The sequence below is a fragment of the Neisseria blantyrii genome (assembly GCF_962747855.1).
Classification (GTDB): domain Bacteria; phylum Pseudomonadota; class Gammaproteobacteria; order Burkholderiales; family Neisseriaceae; genus Neisseria; species Neisseria viridiae.
In genome coordinates this window covers 1-20,166 of sequence record NZ_CAUIZY010000001.1, presented here as the reverse complement: position 1 = coordinate 20,166, position 20,166 = coordinate 1, and the positions used below count along the sequence as shown (strand labels likewise).

General features: G+C 53.6%; 23 protein-coding genes. 21 read left to right on the top strand and 2 right to left on the bottom strand.

Translation table 11 applies throughout. The annotated features are described in order from the left end of the window. Positions 1-1,854: a protein translocase subunit SecD gene (secD, locus tag Q9J80_RS00115; protein WP_301673473.1), complete on the bottom strand. Its 1,854-nt coding sequence runs from the start codon at positions 1,852-1,854 to the stop codon at positions 1-3. Positions 1,855-2,065: 211 nt separating this feature from the next. Then, positions 2,066-2,332: a preprotein translocase subunit YajC gene (gene yajC, locus Q9J80_RS00110; RefSeq protein ID WP_003687494.1), complete on the bottom strand. Its 267-nt coding sequence runs from the start codon at positions 2,330-2,332 to the stop codon at positions 2,066-2,068. Positions 2,333-2,462: 130 nt separating this feature from the next. Here yajC and Q9J80_RS00105 point away from each other — a divergent pair, with 130 nt between their 5' ends. From Q9J80_RS00105 to Q9J80_RS00005, 21 genes are all read left to right on the top strand, one after another. Continuing rightward, positions 2,463-3,581, top strand: a complete 1,119-nt coding sequence (locus Q9J80_RS00105) for a histone deacetylase family protein (protein ID WP_301673472.1) — start codon at positions 2,463-2,465, stop codon at positions 3,579-3,581. A gap of 204 nt (positions 3,582-3,785) precedes the next feature. Continuing rightward, positions 3,786-4,850: a 2,3-butanediol dehydrogenase gene (locus Q9J80_RS00100; RefSeq protein WP_301669191.1), complete on the top strand. Its 1,065-nt coding sequence runs from the start codon at positions 3,786-3,788 to the stop codon at positions 4,848-4,850. A 141-nt stretch (positions 4,851-4,991) separates the two neighbouring features. After that, a complete protein-coding gene (locus Q9J80_RS00095) occupies positions 4,992-5,315 on the top strand; it encodes a phosphoribosyl-ATP diphosphatase (RefSeq protein ID WP_304671339.1) in 324 nt (107 codons plus the stop codon). A 71-nt stretch (positions 5,316-5,386) separates the two neighbouring features. Next, entirely contained in the window at positions 5,387-5,710 is a 324-nt protein-coding gene (locus Q9J80_RS00090) for a histidine triad nucleotide-binding protein (protein WP_003753957.1), read from the top strand. A 46-nt stretch (positions 5,711-5,756) separates the two neighbouring features. Further along, positions 5,757-5,960, top strand: coding sequence for a Sec-independent protein translocase subunit TatA (gene tatA, locus Q9J80_RS00085; protein WP_304671340.1), 204 nt, complete (start codon positions 5,757-5,759; stop codon positions 5,958-5,960). 3 nt (positions 5,961-5,963) lie between these two features. Continuing rightward, on the top strand, positions 5,964-6,650 hold the full coding sequence (gene tatB / locus Q9J80_RS00080; protein ID WP_304672680.1) for a Sec-independent protein translocase protein TatB: 687 nt from the start codon (positions 5,964-5,966) through the stop codon (positions 6,648-6,650). A gap of 13 nt (positions 6,651-6,663) precedes the next feature. After that, entirely contained in the window at positions 6,664-7,434 is a 771-nt protein-coding gene (gene tatC / locus Q9J80_RS00075) for a twin-arginine translocase subunit TatC (protein ID WP_304672682.1), read from the top strand. Between the two features lie 43 nt (positions 7,435-7,477). Next, a complete protein-coding gene (locus Q9J80_RS00070) occupies positions 7,478-8,086 on the top strand; it encodes a Maf family nucleotide pyrophosphatase (protein ID WP_301818658.1) in 609 nt (202 codons plus the stop codon). An 8-nt stretch (positions 8,087-8,094) separates the two neighbouring features. After that, positions 8,095-8,448 (top strand): DUF2069 domain-containing protein, encoded by a 354-nt coding sequence (locus Q9J80_RS00065; RefSeq protein WP_107818535.1) that lies wholly within the window; start codon positions 8,095-8,097, stop codon positions 8,446-8,448. Then, positions 8,438-10,252, top strand: coding sequence for a PglL family O-oligosaccharyltransferase (locus tag Q9J80_RS00060; protein ID WP_304672685.1), 1,815 nt, complete (start codon positions 8,438-8,440; stop codon positions 10,250-10,252). Before Q9J80_RS00065 ends, Q9J80_RS00060 begins: the two co-directional genes overlap by 11 nt. Positions 10,253-10,441: 189 nt before the next feature. Further along, positions 10,442-11,119 (top strand): two-component system response regulator MisR, encoded by a 678-nt coding sequence (gene misR / locus Q9J80_RS00055; RefSeq protein WP_304672687.1) that lies wholly within the window; start codon positions 10,442-10,444, stop codon positions 11,117-11,119. 12 nt (positions 11,120-11,131) lie between these two features. After that, positions 11,132-12,538, top strand: a complete 1,407-nt coding sequence (misS, locus tag Q9J80_RS00050; protein ID WP_304672689.1) for a two-component system sensor histidine kinase MisS — start codon at positions 11,132-11,134, stop codon at positions 12,536-12,538. Between the two features lie 117 nt (positions 12,539-12,655). Continuing rightward, a complete protein-coding gene (locus tag Q9J80_RS00045; protein WP_304672690.1) occupies positions 12,656-15,085 on the top strand; it encodes a bifunctional acetate--CoA ligase family protein/GNAT family N-acetyltransferase in 2,430 nt (809 codons plus the stop codon). Positions 15,086-15,130: 45 nt separating this feature from the next. Then, positions 15,131-15,376 carry a 30S ribosomal protein S16 gene (gene rpsP / locus Q9J80_RS00040; RefSeq protein ID WP_301673468.1) on the top strand — a complete coding sequence of 82 codons (246 nt, stop codon included), beginning with the start codon at positions 15,131-15,133 and terminating at the stop codon, positions 15,374-15,376. 15 nt (positions 15,377-15,391) lie between these two features. Next, positions 15,392-15,901: a ribosome maturation factor RimM gene (rimM, locus tag Q9J80_RS00035; protein WP_301673467.1), complete on the top strand. Its 510-nt coding sequence runs from the start codon at positions 15,392-15,394 to the stop codon at positions 15,899-15,901. Continuing rightward, complete coding sequence (trmD, locus tag Q9J80_RS00030) at positions 15,901-16,650, top strand: tRNA (guanosine(37)-N1)-methyltransferase TrmD (RefSeq protein WP_301673466.1); 750 nt, start codon at positions 15,901-15,903, stop codon at positions 16,648-16,650. The genes rimM and trmD overlap by 1 nt, the downstream gene beginning before the upstream one ends. Before the next feature lie 15 nt (positions 16,651-16,665). Continuing rightward, a complete protein-coding gene (gene rplS, locus Q9J80_RS00025; protein WP_002217809.1) occupies positions 16,666-17,031 on the top strand; it encodes a 50S ribosomal protein L19 in 366 nt (121 codons plus the stop codon). Positions 17,032-17,050: 19 nt separating this feature from the next. Continuing rightward, positions 17,051-17,356: a hypothetical protein gene (locus Q9J80_RS00020; RefSeq protein ID WP_304671346.1), complete on the top strand. Its 306-nt coding sequence runs from the start codon at positions 17,051-17,053 to the stop codon at positions 17,354-17,356. After that, a complete protein-coding gene (locus Q9J80_RS00015; RefSeq protein ID WP_304671347.1) occupies positions 17,353-18,078 on the top strand; it encodes a metal ABC transporter ATP-binding protein in 726 nt (241 codons plus the stop codon). The genes Q9J80_RS00020 and Q9J80_RS00015 overlap by 4 nt, the downstream gene beginning before the upstream one ends. A 23-nt stretch (positions 18,079-18,101) precedes the next feature. Further along, positions 18,102-18,977, top strand: a complete 876-nt coding sequence (locus Q9J80_RS00010; protein ID WP_002219667.1) for a metal ABC transporter permease — start codon at positions 18,102-18,104, stop codon at positions 18,975-18,977. Positions 18,978-19,053: 76 nt separating this feature from the next. Further along, positions 19,054-19,974, top strand: a complete 921-nt coding sequence (locus tag Q9J80_RS00005) for a metal ABC transporter substrate-binding protein (protein WP_304672692.1) — start codon at positions 19,054-19,056, stop codon at positions 19,972-19,974. Positions 19,975-20,166 lie beyond the last annotated feature (192 nt).

The following is a 20,166-nucleotide window of genomic DNA, read 5'->3' as shown; positions in this document are numbered from 1 at the left end:
TTACTCCTTGCCTTCTGCCATTTCGGCTTTCGGCTTCCATACCGAACCGATGGAAATATTTTGCAATTTGCGACGGCGGCCGTACCACAGGTTGACCAACGCACGGAATACGACGACGGACGAATACATCGAAGTCAGAATACCCAAGCAGTGTACGACGGCAAAACCGCGTACCGGACCGGAACCGAATACCAAAAGCGCGATACCGGCAATCAGCGAAGTCAGGTTCGAATCGACAATGGTCGCCCATGCGTGTTGGAAACCGAGATTAATTGCCTGCTGCGGCGGCACACCGGCACGCAATTCTTCGCGGATACGTTCGTTAATCAAGACGTTGGAGTCAATCGCCATACCCAATGTCAATGCCAACGCAGCAATACCCGGCAGGGTTAACGTTGCCTGCATGGCAGACAAAATACCGATTAGGAACAGTATGTTGGTACTCAATGCAATGGTGGAAAAGAAACCCATCAGACGATAGTAAACCACCATGAATGCAGCAACGATGGCAAAACCCCATAAAGTCGAATGGAAGCCTTTTTCGATGTTCTCCTTACCCAAAGACGGACCGATGGTACGTTCTTCGACAATCTGCATCGGCGCGGCAAGGGATCCGGAGCGCAGCAGCAAAGACGTATCGTTGGCTTCGGCTGTCGTCATGCTTCCGGAAATTTCCACGCGTCCGCCGGTAATGGCAGTACGGATAACCGGCGCGGTTACAACCTCAGATTTTCCTTGGTCGATCAAAACCATCGCCATGCGTTTGCCGACATTTGCGGCAGTCAGTTCGCCGAAAATGCTGCCGCCCGCGCTGTCCAGGCTCAGACTGACGGCAGGTGCGCCCATTTGGTCGAAACTCGGTTGCGCGTCGTTGATATTGTCGCCGGTCAGCTCGACCTGCTTGCTGATCAGCAGGGTTTCCGGATGATCCCCGCCGCTTGAAAGCAGCTCATAACCTGCGGGTACATTACCTTCCGAAGCCTCGCGTAACTTAACAGGATCATCCTCCACCATGCGCACTTCCAAAGTCGCAGTACGGCCGATAATGTCTTTTGCCTTGGCAGTATCTTGCACGCCGGGGAGCTGTACGACAATACGGTCCAAACCTGACTGTTGGATAATCGGCTCTGCCACACCCAATTCGTTTACACGGTTATGCAGTGTAGTGATGTTTTGCTTCACCGCATCTGAGCGTACTTTATTAACCGCCTCTTCCGAAAGCGTCAATACAATATTGCTACCTTCCGAATTTAACGTTGCCTCAGGAAACAGCTTGCGTAACTGAGGCAGCGCCTTTTGCACATCACCGGCATCCTGCAAAGGAACAGTCAGACTGTTTTCAGTCTGACGCACCGTGCCGCTGCGGATTTTTTCGCGGCGCAATTCGCGGCGGATATCGCCGGAATAACGTTCAAATGTTTTCTGCATGGCGGCTTTCATATCGACCTGCATGGTGAAATGTACGCCGCCGCGCAGGTCCAAACCCAAAAACATCGGATTGGCTTTGATTTTCGCCATCCATTCGGGGCTGTCCGCCAACAGGTTGAGCGCGGTAATATACCCTTCGCCCAAAGTGTTTTCAATGACGTCGCGCGCTTTAAGCTGCGTTTCGGTGTCTTTGAAACGCACTTTCAGTGAATTGTCCACAACAAACATCCCGTCGGTCTGAATACCCGCGTTTTGCAGCGCGGCATCCACTTTGGATTGAGTCTGTTCGTTGATGATGATGGCTTGTCGGTTGGTCGATACCTGCACGGCGGGTGTTTCGCCGAATAGGTTGGGCAGCGAATACACTGCGGCAACCGCAATCGTGAACACAATCAGCAGATATTTCCATAAAGGATAACGGTTCATCATTGTTCCTTAATGGTTGGAACCCCACCCTTTCGGTGGTGTCGGAATCGGGCTATTTCAGAAGAGGCAAAAACCCTTCCCTGCCAGGCAAGACCGGAAAGCGGCATCTTGAATATGCCGCCCTGCGTGTCGGAACATGGTCAAGCCTTCGGTTGGAATTCAAAACAAAGTGCCGCATTCGGGCTTTCCAGATGCGGCTTGTCGGCACAAATCAATCGACTTTTGCGGCAATCGCATTGCGTTCTACTTCGACCTCGATTTTTGTACCCTGTCCGATATCCACGGTAAAAAACTGTTCGCCGACTCTGGTTACCTTACCCTTGAAACCTGCCGCCAAGACCACTTTATCGCCGGCTTTCAAGGCGGCAAGCATTGCCTGATGCGCTTTGAATTTCTTTTGTTGGGGGCGCATGATCAGGAAGTAGAACACCACCATAATCAACACCAAAGGAGCAAATTGTGCAACAGCTTGATTCATAATTTATCCGTTCTTTCTAAATATGATTGAAAATCGAGCGGGGTATATAATAGCATAAGACCGTAAACAATATATCGGGTTTGCTGCCCATACCCAACCGTATGCCGTCTGCAACCCCTTTCCCGAACCCATGCCGCTGACCCGCCTGTTCCTGAAACTCTACGCCCTGCTGCACCTTTTTTTGGGCAAAAACGCCCAGACCGCCTGGCTTTTCCACCCCGCCTGCACCGGACACGAACCCGGAGCAAACCATCCCGATTCGCCCGACCGCATCCTCTGCATCGAGCAGGCATTGCGCCGCGCCGGTATTTGGCAGCACCTCCAAACCGTAGAGGCGGAAGAAATCAGCGATACGCGCCTTGCACTTGTCCACTCGAGCAAATATCTGAACCGTTTGGAATCTTGCCTACCCGAAGACGGCAAGATTTGTCGTTTGGACGACGACACCGTTATCAGCAAAAACTCCCTGTCCGCCGCCCGTTTTTCCGCCGGTTCGGCAGTTCAGGCAGTCGATATGGTCATGAAACGCAAAGCATGGCATGCCTTTTGCGCCGCCCGCCCGCCGGGGCATCACGCGAAAAGCGGCAAAGCCGGCGGATTCTGCCTGCTGAACAACGTTGCCGCCGGCGTCATGCATGCCATTGCCGAATACCGCCTGAAACGCATTGCCGTCATCGATTTCGATGTCCACTACGGCGACGGTACGGCAGAAATATTCAAAGACGATCCGCGCATCCTGTTTTTCAACCTGTTTGAAACCGACCTTTTCCCCTTCCCCGAAAACAACGATATGCCCGGCGGCGGCAATATGGTGCACCTGCCCTTGCCGCCGGGAACGGGCAGCCGCACATTCCGCGAAGCCGTCCGCAGACAGTGGCTGCCCCGGCTTGCCGCATTCAAACCCGAACTGGTGCTGCTGTCGGCAGGATTCGACGCACACCGTCTGGACGAATCGGGCAGGCTCAACCTGCACGAGGCGGATTTTGCCTGGCTGACACACAAAATCATTCAGACGGCATCGGGCTGCCCCGGCAAAATCGTATCCGTACTCGAAGGCGGCTACACCCTTGAACCTCTGGCACAATCTGCTGCCGAGCATATCCGCGTGCTGGCAGGGCTGGGCAAATCCGATGCCGCAACCGCCTATCAGAAAACACTGAACCCGACAAAAAAACGGTTTGCCAAACCGAAAACCGGACAGGTGCGCCAACCTACCCAATCCGACCGTTACGATATAAATGCCGTCTGAAGCCGATTCGGTTTTCAGACGGCATCATTATTTGACCTGACGCAAACAGAAAGCCTTCCGCGTGCTTAAACACGTCTCTTGTAGTAAAATAACATCTAAACAGATTCAACCGGAAACGGTCAGGCTTCTTCACGCCATTCCCATTTCAACCGCCGTCCGACATTTTTCAGACGGCATTCCTACTTGAAAACAAGGAGCGTTACAATGAAAGCAGCACGTTTTTACGATAAAGGCGACATCCGCATCGAAGACATCCCCGAACCGGCCGTCGCCCCCGGCACCGTCGGCATCAATGTCGCCTGGTGCGGCATCTGCGGCACCGACCTGCACGAATTTATGGAAGGCCCGATTTTCATCCCGCCCTGCGGTCATCCGCACCCGATTTCCGGCGAGTCCGCACCCGTCACGATGGGACACGAGTTCTCCGGCGTGGTCTATGCCGTCGGCGAAGGCGTAGACGACATCAAAGTCGGTCAACACGTTGTTGTCGAGCCTTACATCGTACACGATAACGTACCGACCGGCCCCGGCAGCAACTACCACCTCTCCAAAGACATGAACTTCATCGGCTTGGGCGGCTGCGGCGGCGGCCTGTCCGAAAAAATCGCCGTCAAACGCCGTTGGGTGCATCCGATTTCCGACAAAATCCCGTTGGATCAAGCCGCTTTGATCGAGCCTCTGTCCGTCGGCCACCACGCTTATGTACGCAGCGGCGCGAAAGAAGGCGATGTCGCATTGGTCGGCGGCGCAGGTCCGATTGGTTTGCTGTTGGCCGCCGTGTTGAAAGCCAAAGGCATCAAAGTCATCATCACCGAATTGAGCAAAGCGCGCAAAGACAAAGCCCGCGAATCCGGCGTTGCCGACTACATCCTCGACCCGTCCGAAGTCGATGTCGTCGAAGAAGTGAAAAAACTGACCAACGGCGAAGGCGTGGACGTGGCATTCGAATGTACCAGCGTGAACAAAGTGTTGGATACTTTGGTCGAAGCCTGCAAACCCGCCGCCAACTTGGTTATCGTATCCATCTGGAGCCACCCCGCCACCGTCAACGTCCACAGCGTCGTGATGAAAGAACTGGATGTGCGCGGCACGATTGCCTACTGCAACGACCACGCGGAAACCATCAAACTGGTCGAAGAAGGCAAAATCAACCTCGAGCCTTTCATCACCCAGCGCATCAAGCTGGACGAACTGGTTTCCGAAGGCTTTGAGCGTCTGATTCACAACAACGAATCCGCCGTTAAAATTATTGTGAATCCAAACCTGTAAGCAAATTACATTTGCAACAGCACAAATGCCGTCTGAAACGCTCAGACGGCATTTTTCCAACGAAACGCAACAGGCGTATTGCCCGAAAGCAGCCGTTTAGCCTATCATTCCGAACAAACAGAAACAAACAGAGGGAAAATCATGGGAGATTCCGTACTATCCGCCATCCAACAAACCATCATCCAGCGCAAATCTGCCGACCCGTCCGAATCTTACGTCGCACAGCTCCTGCACAAGGGCGAGGACAAAATCCTAAAAAAAGTGATTGAAGAAGCGGGCGAAGTGTTGATGGCATCCAAAGACAAAGACCCGTCCCACCTGGTTTACGAAGTTGCCGACTTATGGTTTCACACCATGATTCTTCTGACACACCACGACCTGAAGGCGGAAGACGTACTGGACGAACTTGCGCTCCGTCAAGGTTTGTCGGGCTTGGCCGAAAAAGCTGCTCGCACAGAATCTTGAATTTATATTACAATCCGCACTTTCCCACATTCAATCCGTCTGACCGCTTTTCAGACGGCATCGGAGCCGTTATGGACAACTGTATTTTCTGTAAAATTGCCGCCAAAGAGATTCCGGCGCAAACCGTCTATGAAGACGGCGAAATGGTTTGTTTCAAAGACATCAACCCCGCCGCTCCGGTTCATCTGCTGCTGATTCCCAAAGTCCATTTCGATTCGTTGGCACACGCCGCTCCCGAACATCAGCCCCTTTTGGGAAAAATGATGCTGAAAGTTCCCGAAATCGCCAAAGCGGCAGGACTGGCAGACGGCTTCAAAACCCTGATCAACACTGGCAAAGGCGGCGGACAAGAGGTCTTCCACCTGCATATACACATCATGGGCACACCCGTATAAACCGTTATTTCACAATCAACCCCTAATACTTACTTAAGGATACATCATGGGCAGTTTTTCTCTGACGCACTGGATTATCGTATTAATCATCGTCGTTTTGATATTTGGCACCAAAAAACTGCGCAACGTCGGCAAAGACCTCGGCGGCGCAGTTCATGACTTCAAACAGGGGCTGAACGAAGGCACCGATGGCAAAGATGCCAAAAAAGACGATGTAATCGAACACAAAAAAGACGAAGACAAAGCGTAATTTATGTTTGATTTCGGTTTGGGCGAGCTGATTTTGGTCGGCGTTATCGCCCTGATTGTCCTTGGTCCAGAACGCCTGCCCGAAGCCGCCCGCACTGCCGGACGGCTCATCGGCAGGCTGCAACGCTTTGTCGGAAGCGTCAAACAGGAATTTGACACTCAAATCGAACTGGAAGAACTGAGGAAGGCAAAGCAGGAATTTGAAGCCGCCGCCGCGCAAGTCCGTGACAGCCTCAAAAAAACCGGTACGGATATGGAGGGTAATCTGCACGACATTTCCGACGGTCTGAAGCCCTGGGACAAACTGCCCGAACAGCGCACGCCTGCCGATTTCGGTGTCGATGAAAACGGCAATCCGCTTCCCGATGCGGACAATGGCGGTTCAGACGGCATTTCCGACGTTATGCCGCCCGAACATTCCGACGCTTCCGCCAAAACCCTTGGGGACGACGGGCAAACCGGCGGCACAGCTGAACCTTCAGAAACCGATAAAGACCGCGCATGGCGCGAATACCTGACCGCACCTTCTTCGCCTGCCGCACAGACCGTGGAAGTCAGCTATATCGATACCGCTGCTGTTGAAAACCCTGTTCCGCATACCACTTCGCTGCGCAAACAGGCAATAAGCCGCAAACGCGATTTGCGTCCTAAATCCCGCGCCAAACCTAAATTGCGCGTCCGTAAATCATAAAGAGGGCAATCCGGTGTCCGAAGCACAAAACGAACAAACCGTCCAACCGCTTGTCGAGCATCTCATCGAGCTGCGCCGCCGCCTGATGTGGATGGTTGTCGGCATTCTCGTCTGCTTTTTCGGCATGATGCCGTTTGCCCAGCAGCTCTATACTTTTATCGCCGACCCGCTGATGGCAAACCTGCCAAAAGACACCAGCATGATTGCCACCGACGTCATCGCACCATTTTTCGTGCCGGTCAAAGTTACCCTGATGGCGGCATTTTTAATTTCGCTGCCGCATACGCTCTACCAAATCTGGGCATTCGTCGCACCCGCCCTCTACCAAAACGAAAAACGCCTGATTACGCCGCTCGTCCTCTCCAGCGTCAGCCTGTTTTTCATCGGCATGGCGTTTGCCTACTTTCTGGTTTTCCCCGTCATTTTCAAATTCCTTGCCGGCGTTACCCCTGTCGGGGTCAATATGGCGACCGACATCGACAAATACCTGTCCTTCATCTTGGGGATGTTTGTCGCATTCGGCACAACGTTTGAAGTCCCCATTGTCGTTATCCTGCTGACCAAAATAGGTGTGGTAACAACCGGACAGCTCAAACACGCCCGCCCCTATGTGATTGTCGGCGCGTTTGTCATTGCCGCCATCATCACGCCGCCCGACATTATTTCTCAGATCCTGCTCGCCATTCCGCTGATTCTCTTATACGAAGCAGGTATTTGGTTCGGACGCTTCTTCACTCCACGTTCAGAACAGGATGGCGACATACAGCCGCCTGCAAAAACCTGACACTATGCCGTCTGAAGCCCCGTCGCACATTAAGGAGCACACCGTGAACACCCTTTACTTAGGTTCGGGCAGCCCACGCAGAATGGAAATCCTGACGCAGTTGGGCTATCGGGTCGTCAAGCTGCCTGCCGAGATCGACGAAACGGTCAGACAGAACGAAGACCCTGCCCGTTACGTTCAAAGGATGGCAGAAGAAAAAAACCGAACCGCCCTGACCCTCTTTTGCGAAACCAACGGCGCAATGCCTGACTTTCCCTTGATTACAGCGGATACCTGCGTTGTTTCAGACGGCATTATATTAGGCAAACCCCGCTCCCAAGCCGAAGCAGTCAAATTCTTAAAACTGCTGTCGGGAACCGGGCATACCGTCCTGACTGCCGTCTGCATCCGTTATCGCGGCAAAACGACAAGCCGCGTCCAAACCAACAACGTCGTTTTCAAACCCCTGAGTTCGGAAGAAATTTCCGCCTATGTGCAAAGCGGCGAACCGATGGACAAAGCCGGCGCCTACGCCGTACAAGGCATAGGCGGCATCTTTATCCAATCTATCGAAGGCAGCTTCAGCGGCATTATGGGGCTGCCCGTTTATGAAACCGTTTCGATGTTGCAGGATTTGGGATACCGCTCCCCCTTGTCCGCCCTTAAACCGTAAAGACTGCCGTGAACAGACAAACCGCTTACCTCCTTGCCTCTTTCAGCCTGATTGCACTGATAATCCTGTCCCTTTCCTGGGAACTGTGGATTGCACCGTTGCGCCCGGGCGGTTCGTGGCTCGCGCTCAAAGCCCTCCCCCTCTGTCTGCCGCTTTCAGGTATTCTGAAGAAAAAAATCTATACCTACCAATACAGCTCTATGCTGGTTCTGATTTATTTTGCCGAAGCCGTCATGCGCCTGTTCGACGCTTATCCGGCAGAACAGATTTGCGCCGCGCTTTCCGCAGTATTCAGCATCATCTTCTTCATCTCCTGCCTGTCGTTCGTCAAACAATACAAGGAAACAAACAATGTCCGCTGAAACGACCGTATCCGGCGCGCGCCCCGCCGCCAAACTGCCGATTTACATCCTGCCCTGCTTCCTTTGGATAGGCATCGTCCCCTTTACCTTCGCGCTCAGGCTGGAACCGTCGCCCGACTTTTACCACGATGCCGCCGCCGCAGCCGGCCTGATTGTCCTGTTGTTCTTCACGGCAGGAAAAAAGCTGTTTGATGTCAAAATCCCCGCCATCAGCTTCCTTCTGTTTGCAATGGCGGCGTTTTGGTATCTTCAGGCGCGCCTAATGAACCTGATTTACCCCGGAATGAACGACATCGCCTCTTGGGTTTTCATCTTGCTCGCCGTCAGCGCGTGGGCCTGCAAGAGTTTGGTCGCACACTTCGGGCAAGAACGCATCGTTACCCTGTTTGCCTGGTCGCTGCTTATCGGCTCCCTGCTTCAATCCTGCATCGTCGTCATCCAGTTTGCCGGCTGGGAAGACACCCCCCTGCTTCAAAACATCATCGTTTACAGCGGGCAAGGCGTAATCGGACACATCGGGCAGCGCAACAACCTCGGACACTACCTCATGTGGGGCATACTCGCCGCCGCCTACCTCAACGGACAACGAAAAATCCCCGCCGCCCTCGGCGCAATCTGCCTGATTATGCAGACCGCCGTTTTAGGCCTGGTCAATTCGCGCACCATCTTGACCTACATAGCCGCCATCGCCCTCATCCTTCCCTTCTGGTATTTCCGTTCGGACAAATCCAACAGGCGGACGATACTCGGCATAGCCGCAGCCGTATTCCTTACCGCGCTGTTCCAATTTTCCATGAACACCATTCTGGAAACCTTTACAGGCATCCGCTACGAAACTGCCGTCGAACGCGTCGCCAACGGCGGTTTCACAGACTTGCCGCGCCAAATCGAATGGAATAAAGCCCTTGCCGCCTTCCAGTCCGCCCCGATATTCGGGCACGGCTGGAACAGTTTTGCCCAACAAACCTTCCTCATCAATGCCGAACAGCACAACATACACGACAACCTCCTCAGCAACTTGTTCACCCATTCCCACAACATCGTCCTCCAACTCCTTGCAGAGATGGGAATCAGCGGCACGCTTCTGGTTGCCGCAACCCTGCTGACCGGCATTGCCGGGCTGCTTAAACGCCCTCTGACCCCCGCATCGCTTTTCCTGATCTGCGCCCTTGCCGTCAGCATGTGCCACAGTATGCTCGAATATCCTTTGTGGTATGTCTATTTCCTCATCCCCTTCGGACTGATGCTCTTCCTGTCCCCCGCAGAGGCTTCAGACGGCATCGCCTTCAAAAAAGCCGCCAACCTCGGCATACTGACCGCCTCCGCCGCCATATTCGCAGGATTGCTGCACTTGGACTGGACATACACCCGGCTGGTTAACGCCTTTTCCCCCGCCACTGACGACAGTGCCAAAACCCTCAACCGGAAAATCAACAAACTGCGCTATATTTCCGCAAACAGTCCGATGCTGTCCTTTTATGCCGACTTCTCCCTCGTAAACTTCGCCCTGCCGGAATACCCCGAAACCCAGACTTGGGCGGAAGAAGCAACCCTCAAAGCACTAAAATACCGCCCCTACTCCGCCACCTACCGCATCGCCCTCTACCTGATGCGGCAAGGCAAAGTTGCAGAAGCAAAACAATGGATGCGGGCGACACAGTCCTATTACCCCTACCTGATGCCCCGATACGCCGACGAAATCCGCAAACTGCCCGTATGGGCGCCGCTGTTGCCCGAACTGCTCAAAGACTGCAAAGCCTTCGCCGCCGCGCCCGACCATCCGGAAGCAAAACCCTGCAAATGACCCGCGCCGGCGGATGTGTATGCCGTCTGAAATATAAAAACCCTTGCAAAGCATTGCAAAAAACAGCAAACACGCAGAAAAATACGCTATCAAAAAACATTGCAGCCGTGTTAAGATAAACCGTTAAACACCTGTTTCATGCCCGTCCCAAACCTAGCGGGCGCATACCACCACGGAAAAGGAAACACCATGAGCCGCGTATTACTCGTAGATGACGACGCCCTGCTGACCGAACTGCTGACCGAATACCTGAGTGCCGAAGGTCTGAACGTCCACAGCGTTCCCGACGGCGAAGCAGGCGTACAGGAAATCCTGAGCGGGCAATACGATGTAGTCGTATTGGATTCTATGATGCCCAAAATGAACGGATTGGATGTCTTGAAAAACGTACGCGCCCAAAGCACCGTCCCCATCATCATGCTGACCGCCAAAGGCGACGACATCGACCGAATCATCGGCTTGGAAATGGGTGCGGACGACTATGTGCCCAAACCCTGCACGCCGCGCGAACTCTTGGCACGCATCAATGCCATCCTCCGCCGCGCGCAACACGGCGGCGAACAGAACAACGCACCCAACAGCATCTCCGTCAGCGATGTCGTCCTGTACCCCGCCAAACGCCAGGCATCCGTCAAAGACACGCCGCTCGAACTGACCAGCACCGAATTCAACCTGCTCGAAGTCCTGATGCGCCATGCCGGACAGGTAGTCAGCAAAGAAACCCTGTCCGTCGAAGCACTCGACCGCAAGCTGGCAAAATTCGACCGCAGCATCGACGTGCACATTTCCAGCATCCGGCACAAGCTGGGCGATGCCTCCCTGATTCAAACCGTACGCGGCTTGGGCTACCTGTTTGTCAAAAACTGAAGCAGCGGGCAAATGAAACTGTTCCAACGCATTTTCGCCACATTTTGCGCGGTTATCGTCTGCGCAATCTTTGTGGCGAGTTTTTCTTTTTGGCTGGTGCAGAACACCCTTGCCGAAAACCAATTCAACCAACGCCGCACCATCGAAACCACATTGATGGGCAGCATTATTTCCGCATTCAAGACACGGGGCGACAACGGCGCACGCGAAATCCTGACCGAATGGAAAGACAGCCCCGTCTCATCCGCCGTTTACGTCATACAGGGCGACGAGAAAAAAGACATCTTAAACCGCTATATCGACAATTACACCATAGAACGCGCCCGGCTGTTTGCCGCCAACAACCCCCATTCCAACCTTGTCCGCATCGAATACGACCGTTTCGGCGAAGAATACCTGTTCTTCATTAAAGGCTGGGACAACCGCCAGGCACAACGCCTGCCCAGCCCGCTGTTTATCCCGGGCCTGCCGCTTGCCCCGATTTGGCACGAATTCATCATCCTCTCCTTCATCATCATCGTCGGACTGCTGATGGCATATATCCTTGCCGGCAACATTGCCAAACCCATCAGAATCTTAGGCAACGGCATGGACAGGGTGGCAAACGGAGAACTTGAAACCCGCATCTCCCAACAGGTCGACGACCGCGACGACGAATTGTCCCATCTTGCCATCCAATTCGACAAAATGGCGGAAAAACTCGAAAAACTCGTTGCCAAAGAACGCCACCTGCTCCACCACGTTTCCCACGAAATGCGCTCCCCGCTTGCCCGTATGCAGGCAATTGTCGGATTAATTCAGGCACAACCCCAAAAACAGGAACAATACCTAAAACGACTCGAAGGCGAGTTGACCCGCATGGATACGTTGGTCGGCGAACTCTTAACCTTGTCCCGCCTCGAAACCTCCAATATGGCTTTGGAAAAAGAAAAACTGAAACTCCTACCCTTCCTAAGCAACCTTGTAGAAGACAATCAAAGCATTGCCCAGAAAAACGGACAAACGGTTACCCTGTCTGCCGACGGGAAAATTCCCGAAAACGCCACCCTATATGCCAATGAAAGTTACCTGTACCGCGCCTTCGACAACGTTATCCGCAACGCTGTCAATTACAGCCCGGAAGGCAGCACCATCCTGATCAACATCGGACAAGACCACAAACACTGGATTATCGACGTTACCGACAACGGACCGGGTGTAGACGAAATGCAGCTTCCCCACATATTTACCGCCTTCTACCGTGCCGACTCCAGTGCCAACAAGCCCGGAACGGGACTGGGGCTTGCATTGACCCAACATATTATTGAACAGCACTGCGGAAAAATCATCGCCGAAAACATCAAACCAAACGGGCTGCGGATGCGCTTCATCCTACCCAAGAAAAAAATCGGTTCCAAAACAGAAAAAAGTGCGAACTGACCATAATGCCGTCTGAACCCACTTCAGACGGCATTGCACAAACAGTTACCCCAAAACAAACACACAGTGAGTGCATCTCCAACAATCACGCACATACCGTCCGCAAAGGAATATATCATGCCGACACAAACCGATCCCGGCTACTTCTTCATGCCCAACCACATCATCCTGATAGGCGCGAGCGAACAACCGTACAGCCTAGGCGAACGTGTACTCAGCAACCTGCTGAGTACGCCCTTTCAAGGAAAAATCACCCCCGTAAACCCGCGCCACCACACCATAGCCGGACTGCCCGCCTACACCAGCCTCAACAAAATCCCCGGCAGTGCCGACCTGATTATTGCCGTTACCCTACCCGACAGTTACGACACCCTCTTCAAAACCTGCCGCAAAAAGCAGCTCCGACACATCATCCTCATACAGGACTGGGACAGCCTGTCTGCCGCAGAACTGCACACCGCCGAAACTGCCATACGCAAACACCACGGAGACCATATCAACATTACCGCCTGCACCACAGCAGGCATTCAGATTCCTTCGCTCGGACTCAACATCAGCACCCATGACGAATACGCCGCAGGCTATACCGCCATACTGACCGGAGATGCCGCCGTCAGCCGCCAAATCGATACCGTCCTCAAAAAACTCCATCAAGGCATATCCCGCCACATCAGCCTGAACTACGGCATCAGCCCCATCACTTCCTCAGACTGGCTCAACCGCTTCGGACACAGCCTGCACACCAAAACCGCCGTCCTACACCACAACCCTGAAGAGGATCAGCGCAAACTGTTCAGCGCAATCCGCCAATTTACCCGCCATACGCCGCTGATTCTCCACATCACCTGCCGCACGACAGAAACCGACCGTGCCGTACTGCACTGCCTCGCCCGACACTGCAACTTCCTCATCAGTTTCAACGACGACGACCTCGAAGCCGCACTGCGCGCCCAACTGTCCGACCTTCCACCCCTGTCCCGACTCGACATCCTGTCCGACACGCCTGCCGAATGGCTGAACGCGCACGCGCCAAAAAACCTCGCCCTCCACTTTCCCAACCTTCCCCACCACATCCGCAACGGACACCTGACCGGCACACCCACACCCTCAATCTGCCACGACATCGCCTCACGTCAGCTTGCCCGCCCCGACACCCAAGCCGTCCTAACCATCCTCAGTCCCTCCGGACACGAGGATTACAAAAAAACAGCACGCGCCCTTATCCGACTGTCCGAACAGACCGCCAAACCCCTGCTCGTCAGCAGCCCCTTTTCAGACGGCATAACACATTTCGACACCCCCACTCAGGCAATCCGCACCCTTTCCTACCGCAACACCGCCGCCGCCCTGAAACAGGCACAGCTCGACATTGCACCGCCGCAACCGTGCCGTCTGAAAACACCGCAATCCCAAAACATCAAAAAAGCCCTTGCAGCGGCAAATTCCTCCCTGCTCGCCGAAGCCCTGCACCTCCCCCCCTACCGGCACACCACCCATAACGCCGTCCAATTCCAATTCGGCAGCCACCCCCTCTATGGCGACATCCTGACCGCACGCTGCAACGGACAAACCACTGCCGTACTCCCGCCGTTTACCACGCTCGACAGCCGCCACCTTGCCCACTTTGCCGAACTCGACGGCACACAAACCCTCGACCAGTTCCTGCACACACTGACCGTCATTCCCGAATACCGCCAACACATTCTCGGCATCACCCTCAACCTCAACGGCGGACAATACAGCAGCGATTTCCTCTTAAAGACACCCGAAACACACGACACGCCCAAACGCAAGAACACAGGCAAAGCCGCCCAAACCCTCGAACATGCCGCCGCAAAAATGCAGAGTGCCGCCGCATACCTAAAACACAAAAACCCGACAGCCGCCGAATTTCTCCGCCACACAAGCGAAGCCGCCGCAGAACTGCTCGGCAGCAAAACCGAAACCGGAGCAGCCGTACCCAACGTACTTACCCCCTATCCCGCAGCACACCCCAAAACACTGTCCCTAAAAAACAACACGACCGTTACCATTACCCCCCTTTTGCCCGAAGACGCAGAAGCAAAACAGCAGTTCGTCCGCAGCCTCGGCCCCGAAGCACGGTACACACGCTTCATGACCCACACCAACGAACTGCCCGCAGCCACGTTGGCACGCCTGTGCAACCCCGATTACCACTGTGAAGCCGCATGGACAGCAAGGGATGCCGACAGCAACATCGTCGCCGTCGTCCGCCACAGCCGCTTGAACCGCAACGAATGCGAGTTCGGCATCACATTGGCAGAAAATATGCGCGGCAGCGGGCTGGCACAGCAAATGATGAACCTCGCCATCCATACCGCAACACAACAAGGCTACCTGAGCATGAGTGCCGACATCCTCAAAACCAATACCCCCATGATCAAACTTGCTGAAAAATCAGGATTTACCCTCAAAGAATCAGACACCGAAAAAAACCTATACCGTGCATACCTTCACCTCGTGCCCGACAAAACAACAACAACAAAAACAAATAAAAACTTGCGCACCAACCACAAAATACCCTAAAATTAGCAGTTTCCATATATCCGATTTTCTCAAAAGGACCTAAAGATGGTAGTTATCCGTTTGGCACGCGGCGGCTCAAAACACCGCCCTTTCTACAACGTCATCGTTACTGACTCACGCAACCGCCGCGATGGCCGCTTCATTGAACGCGTAGGCTTCTACAATCCCGTAGCCAACGAAAAACAAGAGCACGTACGCCTCAACGCAGACCGCCTGAACCACTGGATTGCACAAGGTGCGCAGGTTAGCGACTCTGTTGCAAAACTGATTAAAGAACAAAAAGCCGCCTAATCCGTATTTTCCGACATGACAGACACTCAAAACCGGGTAGCCATGGGCTACATCAAAGGTGTATTCGGCATAAAAGGCTGGCTAAAAATTGCTGCCAATACCGAGTATTCCGACAGCCTTTTGGATTACCCCGAGTGGCAATTGGTTAAAGACGGAAAAACTGTCGTCGTTACCCTTGAGGAGGGTAAAGTTGTCAACGGTGAGCTCCAAGTCAAATTTGAAGGCATAAACGACCGCGACTTGGCATTCTCATTGCGCGGTTACACCATCGAAATCCCCCGTGAAGCATTCGCACCGACGGAAGAAGGAGAATACTACTGGGCCGACTTGGTGGGCATGACCGTTACCAATAAAGACAATACCATCCTGGGTAAAGTCAGCAACCTGATGGAAACAGGTGCAAACGACGTATTAGTGGTTAATGGAAAATACGGGCAAATCCTGATTCCGTTCGTTTCCCAATATATCGAAACCGTCGATACCGGCAGCAAGACCATTACTGCCGACTGGGGTTTGGACTACTGATGCTTATCCAGGCAGTTACCATTTTCCCCGAAATGTTCGACAGCATTACCCACTACGGCGTAACGGGACGCGCAAACAGACAGGGAATCTGGCAGTTTGAAGCAGTCAATCCCCGAAAGTTTGCCGACAACAGATTGGGCTACATCGACGACCGCCCGTTCGGCGGCGGTCCGGGAATGATTATGATGGCTCCGCCGCTTCATGCGGCGATAGAACACGCCAAAGCACAATCTTCCCAAACCGCAAAAGTCATCTACCTCAGCCCGCAAGGGAAACCGCTGACACATAAAAAAGCGGTAGAACTGGCCAAGCTCCCGCATATGATTTTATTGTGCGGACGCTATGAGGGAATAGACGAAAGACTGCTGCAAAGCAGCGTCGATGAAGAAATCAGCATCGGAGATTTTGTTGTTTCCGGCGGAGAGCTTCCCGCCATGATGCTGATAGATGCAGTATTGAGGCTCGTACCCGGCGTATTGGGCGACATTCAGTCTGCCGAACAGGATTCGTTCTCAAGCGGCATTTTGGACTGCCCCCACTACACCAAACCCTTAGAATTTCAAGGCATGGCTGTTCCGGAAGTATTGCGTTCCGGCAATCATGGCTTGATAGCGGAATGGCGGTTGGAACAATCGCTGCGCCGCACCTTGGAGCGCAGACCCGATCTTTTGGAAAAGCGCGTTTTAATCCCAAAGGAATCCCGCCTCTTGGAAACCATCCGGCAAGAGCAACGGGAAATCCAATCATAATTTAGGAAAAAAACAATGAACCTGATTCAACAGCTCGAGCAAGAAGAAATTGCCCGCCTGAACAAAGAAATCCCCGAATTCGCACCGGGCGACACCGTAGTCGTATCCGTACGCGTCGTGGAGGGTACCCGCAGCCGTCTGCAAGCCTACGAAGGCGTGGTCATTGCACGCCGCAACCGCGGTCTGAACAGCAACTTCATCGTCCGTAAAATCTCCAGCGGCGAAGGTGTTGAACGTACTTTCCAACTGTACTCTCCTACCGTCGAAAAAATCGAAGTCAAACGCCGTGGCGACGTACGCCGTGCCAAACTGTACTACCTGCGCGGTCTGACCGGCAAAGCTGCACGCATCAAAGAAAAACTGCCTGCACGCAAAGGTTGATTCAAACCGTTTTCCCCCAATGCCGTCTGAACCTTCAGACGGCATTTCTTATTGCCGCAACATCCGCAACGGAACAGCACCAAGAAGCACACCCCTTCCGGCACATCCCGAATCCCCGTCCGAACCGAACAAAATTTACAGACCAAACGTTATACAGTATCATATCAGCCATATAACGATAAACGCTTTACCGCCTTCCCTTTCAAAACCGCAAATCATCATGACACCTTCCCTTTTACTATCAGGATTGACCTTCCGCCTCGTCCTTGCCCTGATTGCCGTATCCCTTTTATGGGGCGTTTACTTTTGGGCAGTATCCGCATGAGCATCATCGTTGAAAACCTGACCGTCAGCTACCGCCGCCGACCTGCCGTGCACCATGTGGACATTACTTTTGAAGAACATAGTATGTGGGCGGTTTTCGGTCCCAACGGCGCGGGGAAATCCACCTTTCTCAAATCCTTAATGGGATTGCAGCCTATCGATACGGGCAGCATCCGGCTGGACGGATTGACCCGTCAGAACATTGCCTACCTTCCCCAGCAGTCCGACATCGACCGCTCCCAACCTATGACCGTTTTCGACTTGGCGGCAATGGGGCTTTGGTATGAAATCGGCTTTTTCAAAGGGATAAATGCCGCTCAAAGACAACGCGTCCACGAAGCCTTGGAACGTGTAGGAATGCGGCAGTTTGCCCACCGCCAGATTGCCCACCTTTCCAACGGACAGTTCCAACGCGTCCTGTTTGCACGGATGCTTGTCCAAAACGCCAAATTCCTGCTGCTTGACGAACCTTTCAATGCCGTTGACGCACGGACGACCTACGAACTTCTCGACGTATTGCAAAAATGCCATTGCGGCGGACACGCTATCATTGCCGTTTTGCACGATTACGAACAAGTCCGTGCCTACTTTCCCAATACCCTGCTGCTTGCCCGCGAAAAAATTGCGGCAGGCGCAACCGAGACCATTCTGACAGAACCCTACCTCGCCCAAGCCAACGCCAAAATGCAGCAACAGGAAAGCCCCGAGTGGTGCGCGTCATAAATGCCGTCTGAAACCGAAAAACCATGAACCTCTACGACCTGCTCCTTGCCCCCTTTGCAGAATTCGACTTTATGCGCTACGCCCTCGCATCCGTCTTCTGCCTGTCCCTCAGTGCCGCACCCGTCGGCGTATTCCTCGTCATGCGCCGTATGAGCCTGATAGGCGACGCATTGAGCCACGCCGTCCTGCCCGGTGCCGCCGTCGGCTACATGTTTGCCGGCTTAAGCCTGCCCGCCATGGGTTTGGGCGGCGTAGCCGCAGGCATGCTGATGGCACTGCTTGCCGGACTCGTCAGCCGCTTCACCACCCTGAAAGAAGATGCCAACTTTGCCGCCTTTTATCTCAGCAGCCTCGCCATCGGCGTAGTCCTCGTCAGCAAAAACGGTAGCAGCGTCGATCTGCTGCATCTGCTTTTCGGCTCTGTACTTGCCGTCGATATTCCTGCCCTGCAACTCATCGCCGCCGTATCCACCCTCACACTGCTTACCCTTGCCGTCATCTACCGCCCGCTCGTACTCGAAAGCATCGACCCCCTGTTCCTCAAATCCGTCGGCGGCAAAGGCGGGCTTTGGCACGTCCTCTTTCTCGTCCTGGTCGTCATGAACCTCGTATCCGGCTTTCAAGCCCTCGGCACACTCATGTCCGTCGGACTCATGATGCTGCCAGCCATTACCGCCCGCCTGTGGGCGAAGCATATGGGCGCACTCATCCTCCTATCCGTTCTGACAGCCCTGCTGTGCGGCTTGAGCGGACTGCTCATTTCCTACCACATCGAAATTCCTTCCGGTCCCGCCATCATCCTCTGTTGCAGCGTCCTTTATCTCTTTTCCGTCATACTCGGCAAAGAAGGCGGCATTCTGACCAAATGGCTCAAAAACCACCGCCACCACACCACCTGACCCCGCAAGCCGCTTGAACAAACAGGCGGCTTGTTTTACCATAACAGATGTTACGTTATATCACAGGAGAACAGTTATGAAACACCTCAAACTCACCCTTATTGCCGCATTGCTAACCACCGCCGCAACTGCCGCCCCCCTGCCCGTCGTAACCAGCTTCAGCATTTTAGGCGACGTTGCCAAACAAATCGGCGGAGAGCGCGTATCCATACAAAGTTTGGTCGGAGCCAACCAAGATACGCACGCCTATCATATGACCAGTGGCGACATTAAAAAAATCCGCAGTGCGAAACTCGTCCTGATTAACGGCTTGGGACTTGAAGCTGCCGACGTGCAACGCGCCGTCAAACAAAGCAAAGTATCCTATGCCGAAGCGACCAAAGGCATCCAACCCCTCAAAGCCGAAGAAGAAGGCGGACACCATCACGACCACGATCATGACCATGACCACGAAGGACACCACCACGACCACGGCGAATTCGACCCCCACGTTTGGAACGACCCCGTCCTTATGTCCGCCTATGCCCAAAACGTTGCCGAAGCCCTGATAAAGGCCGACCCCGAAGGCAAAGTTTATTATCAACAACGCTTGGGCAACTACCAAATGCAGCTCAAAAAACTGCACAGCGACGCACAAGCCGCATTTAACGCCGTCCCTGCCGCCAAACGCAAAGTCCTGACCGGGCACGATGCCTTTTCCTATATGGGCAAACGTTACCATATCGAATTCATCGCCCCGCAAGGCGTGAGCAGCGAAGCCGAGCCTTCAGCCAAACAAGTCGCCGCCATCATCCGACAAATCAAACGCGAAGGCATCAAAGCCGTCTTTACCGAAAACATCAAAGACACCCGCATGGTTGACCGCATCGCCAAAGAAACCGGTGTCAACGTCAGCGGCAAACTCTACTCTGACGCACTCGGCAACGCACCCGCAGACACCTACATCGGAATGTACCGCCACAACATCAAGGCAATGAGCGAAGCGATGAAAAAATAAACTCTAAACACACAATGCCGTCTGAAACCTTTTTCAGACGGCATTCTCATACCCGTGCACAAAAGGCAGCCCCACAACGCACAAATATATAGAGGATTAACAAAAACCGGTACGGCGTTGCCCCGCCTTGTCCTGATTTTTGTTAACCCACTATACAACGACCAACATAAATCATTGAAAAAAAAAAAAAAA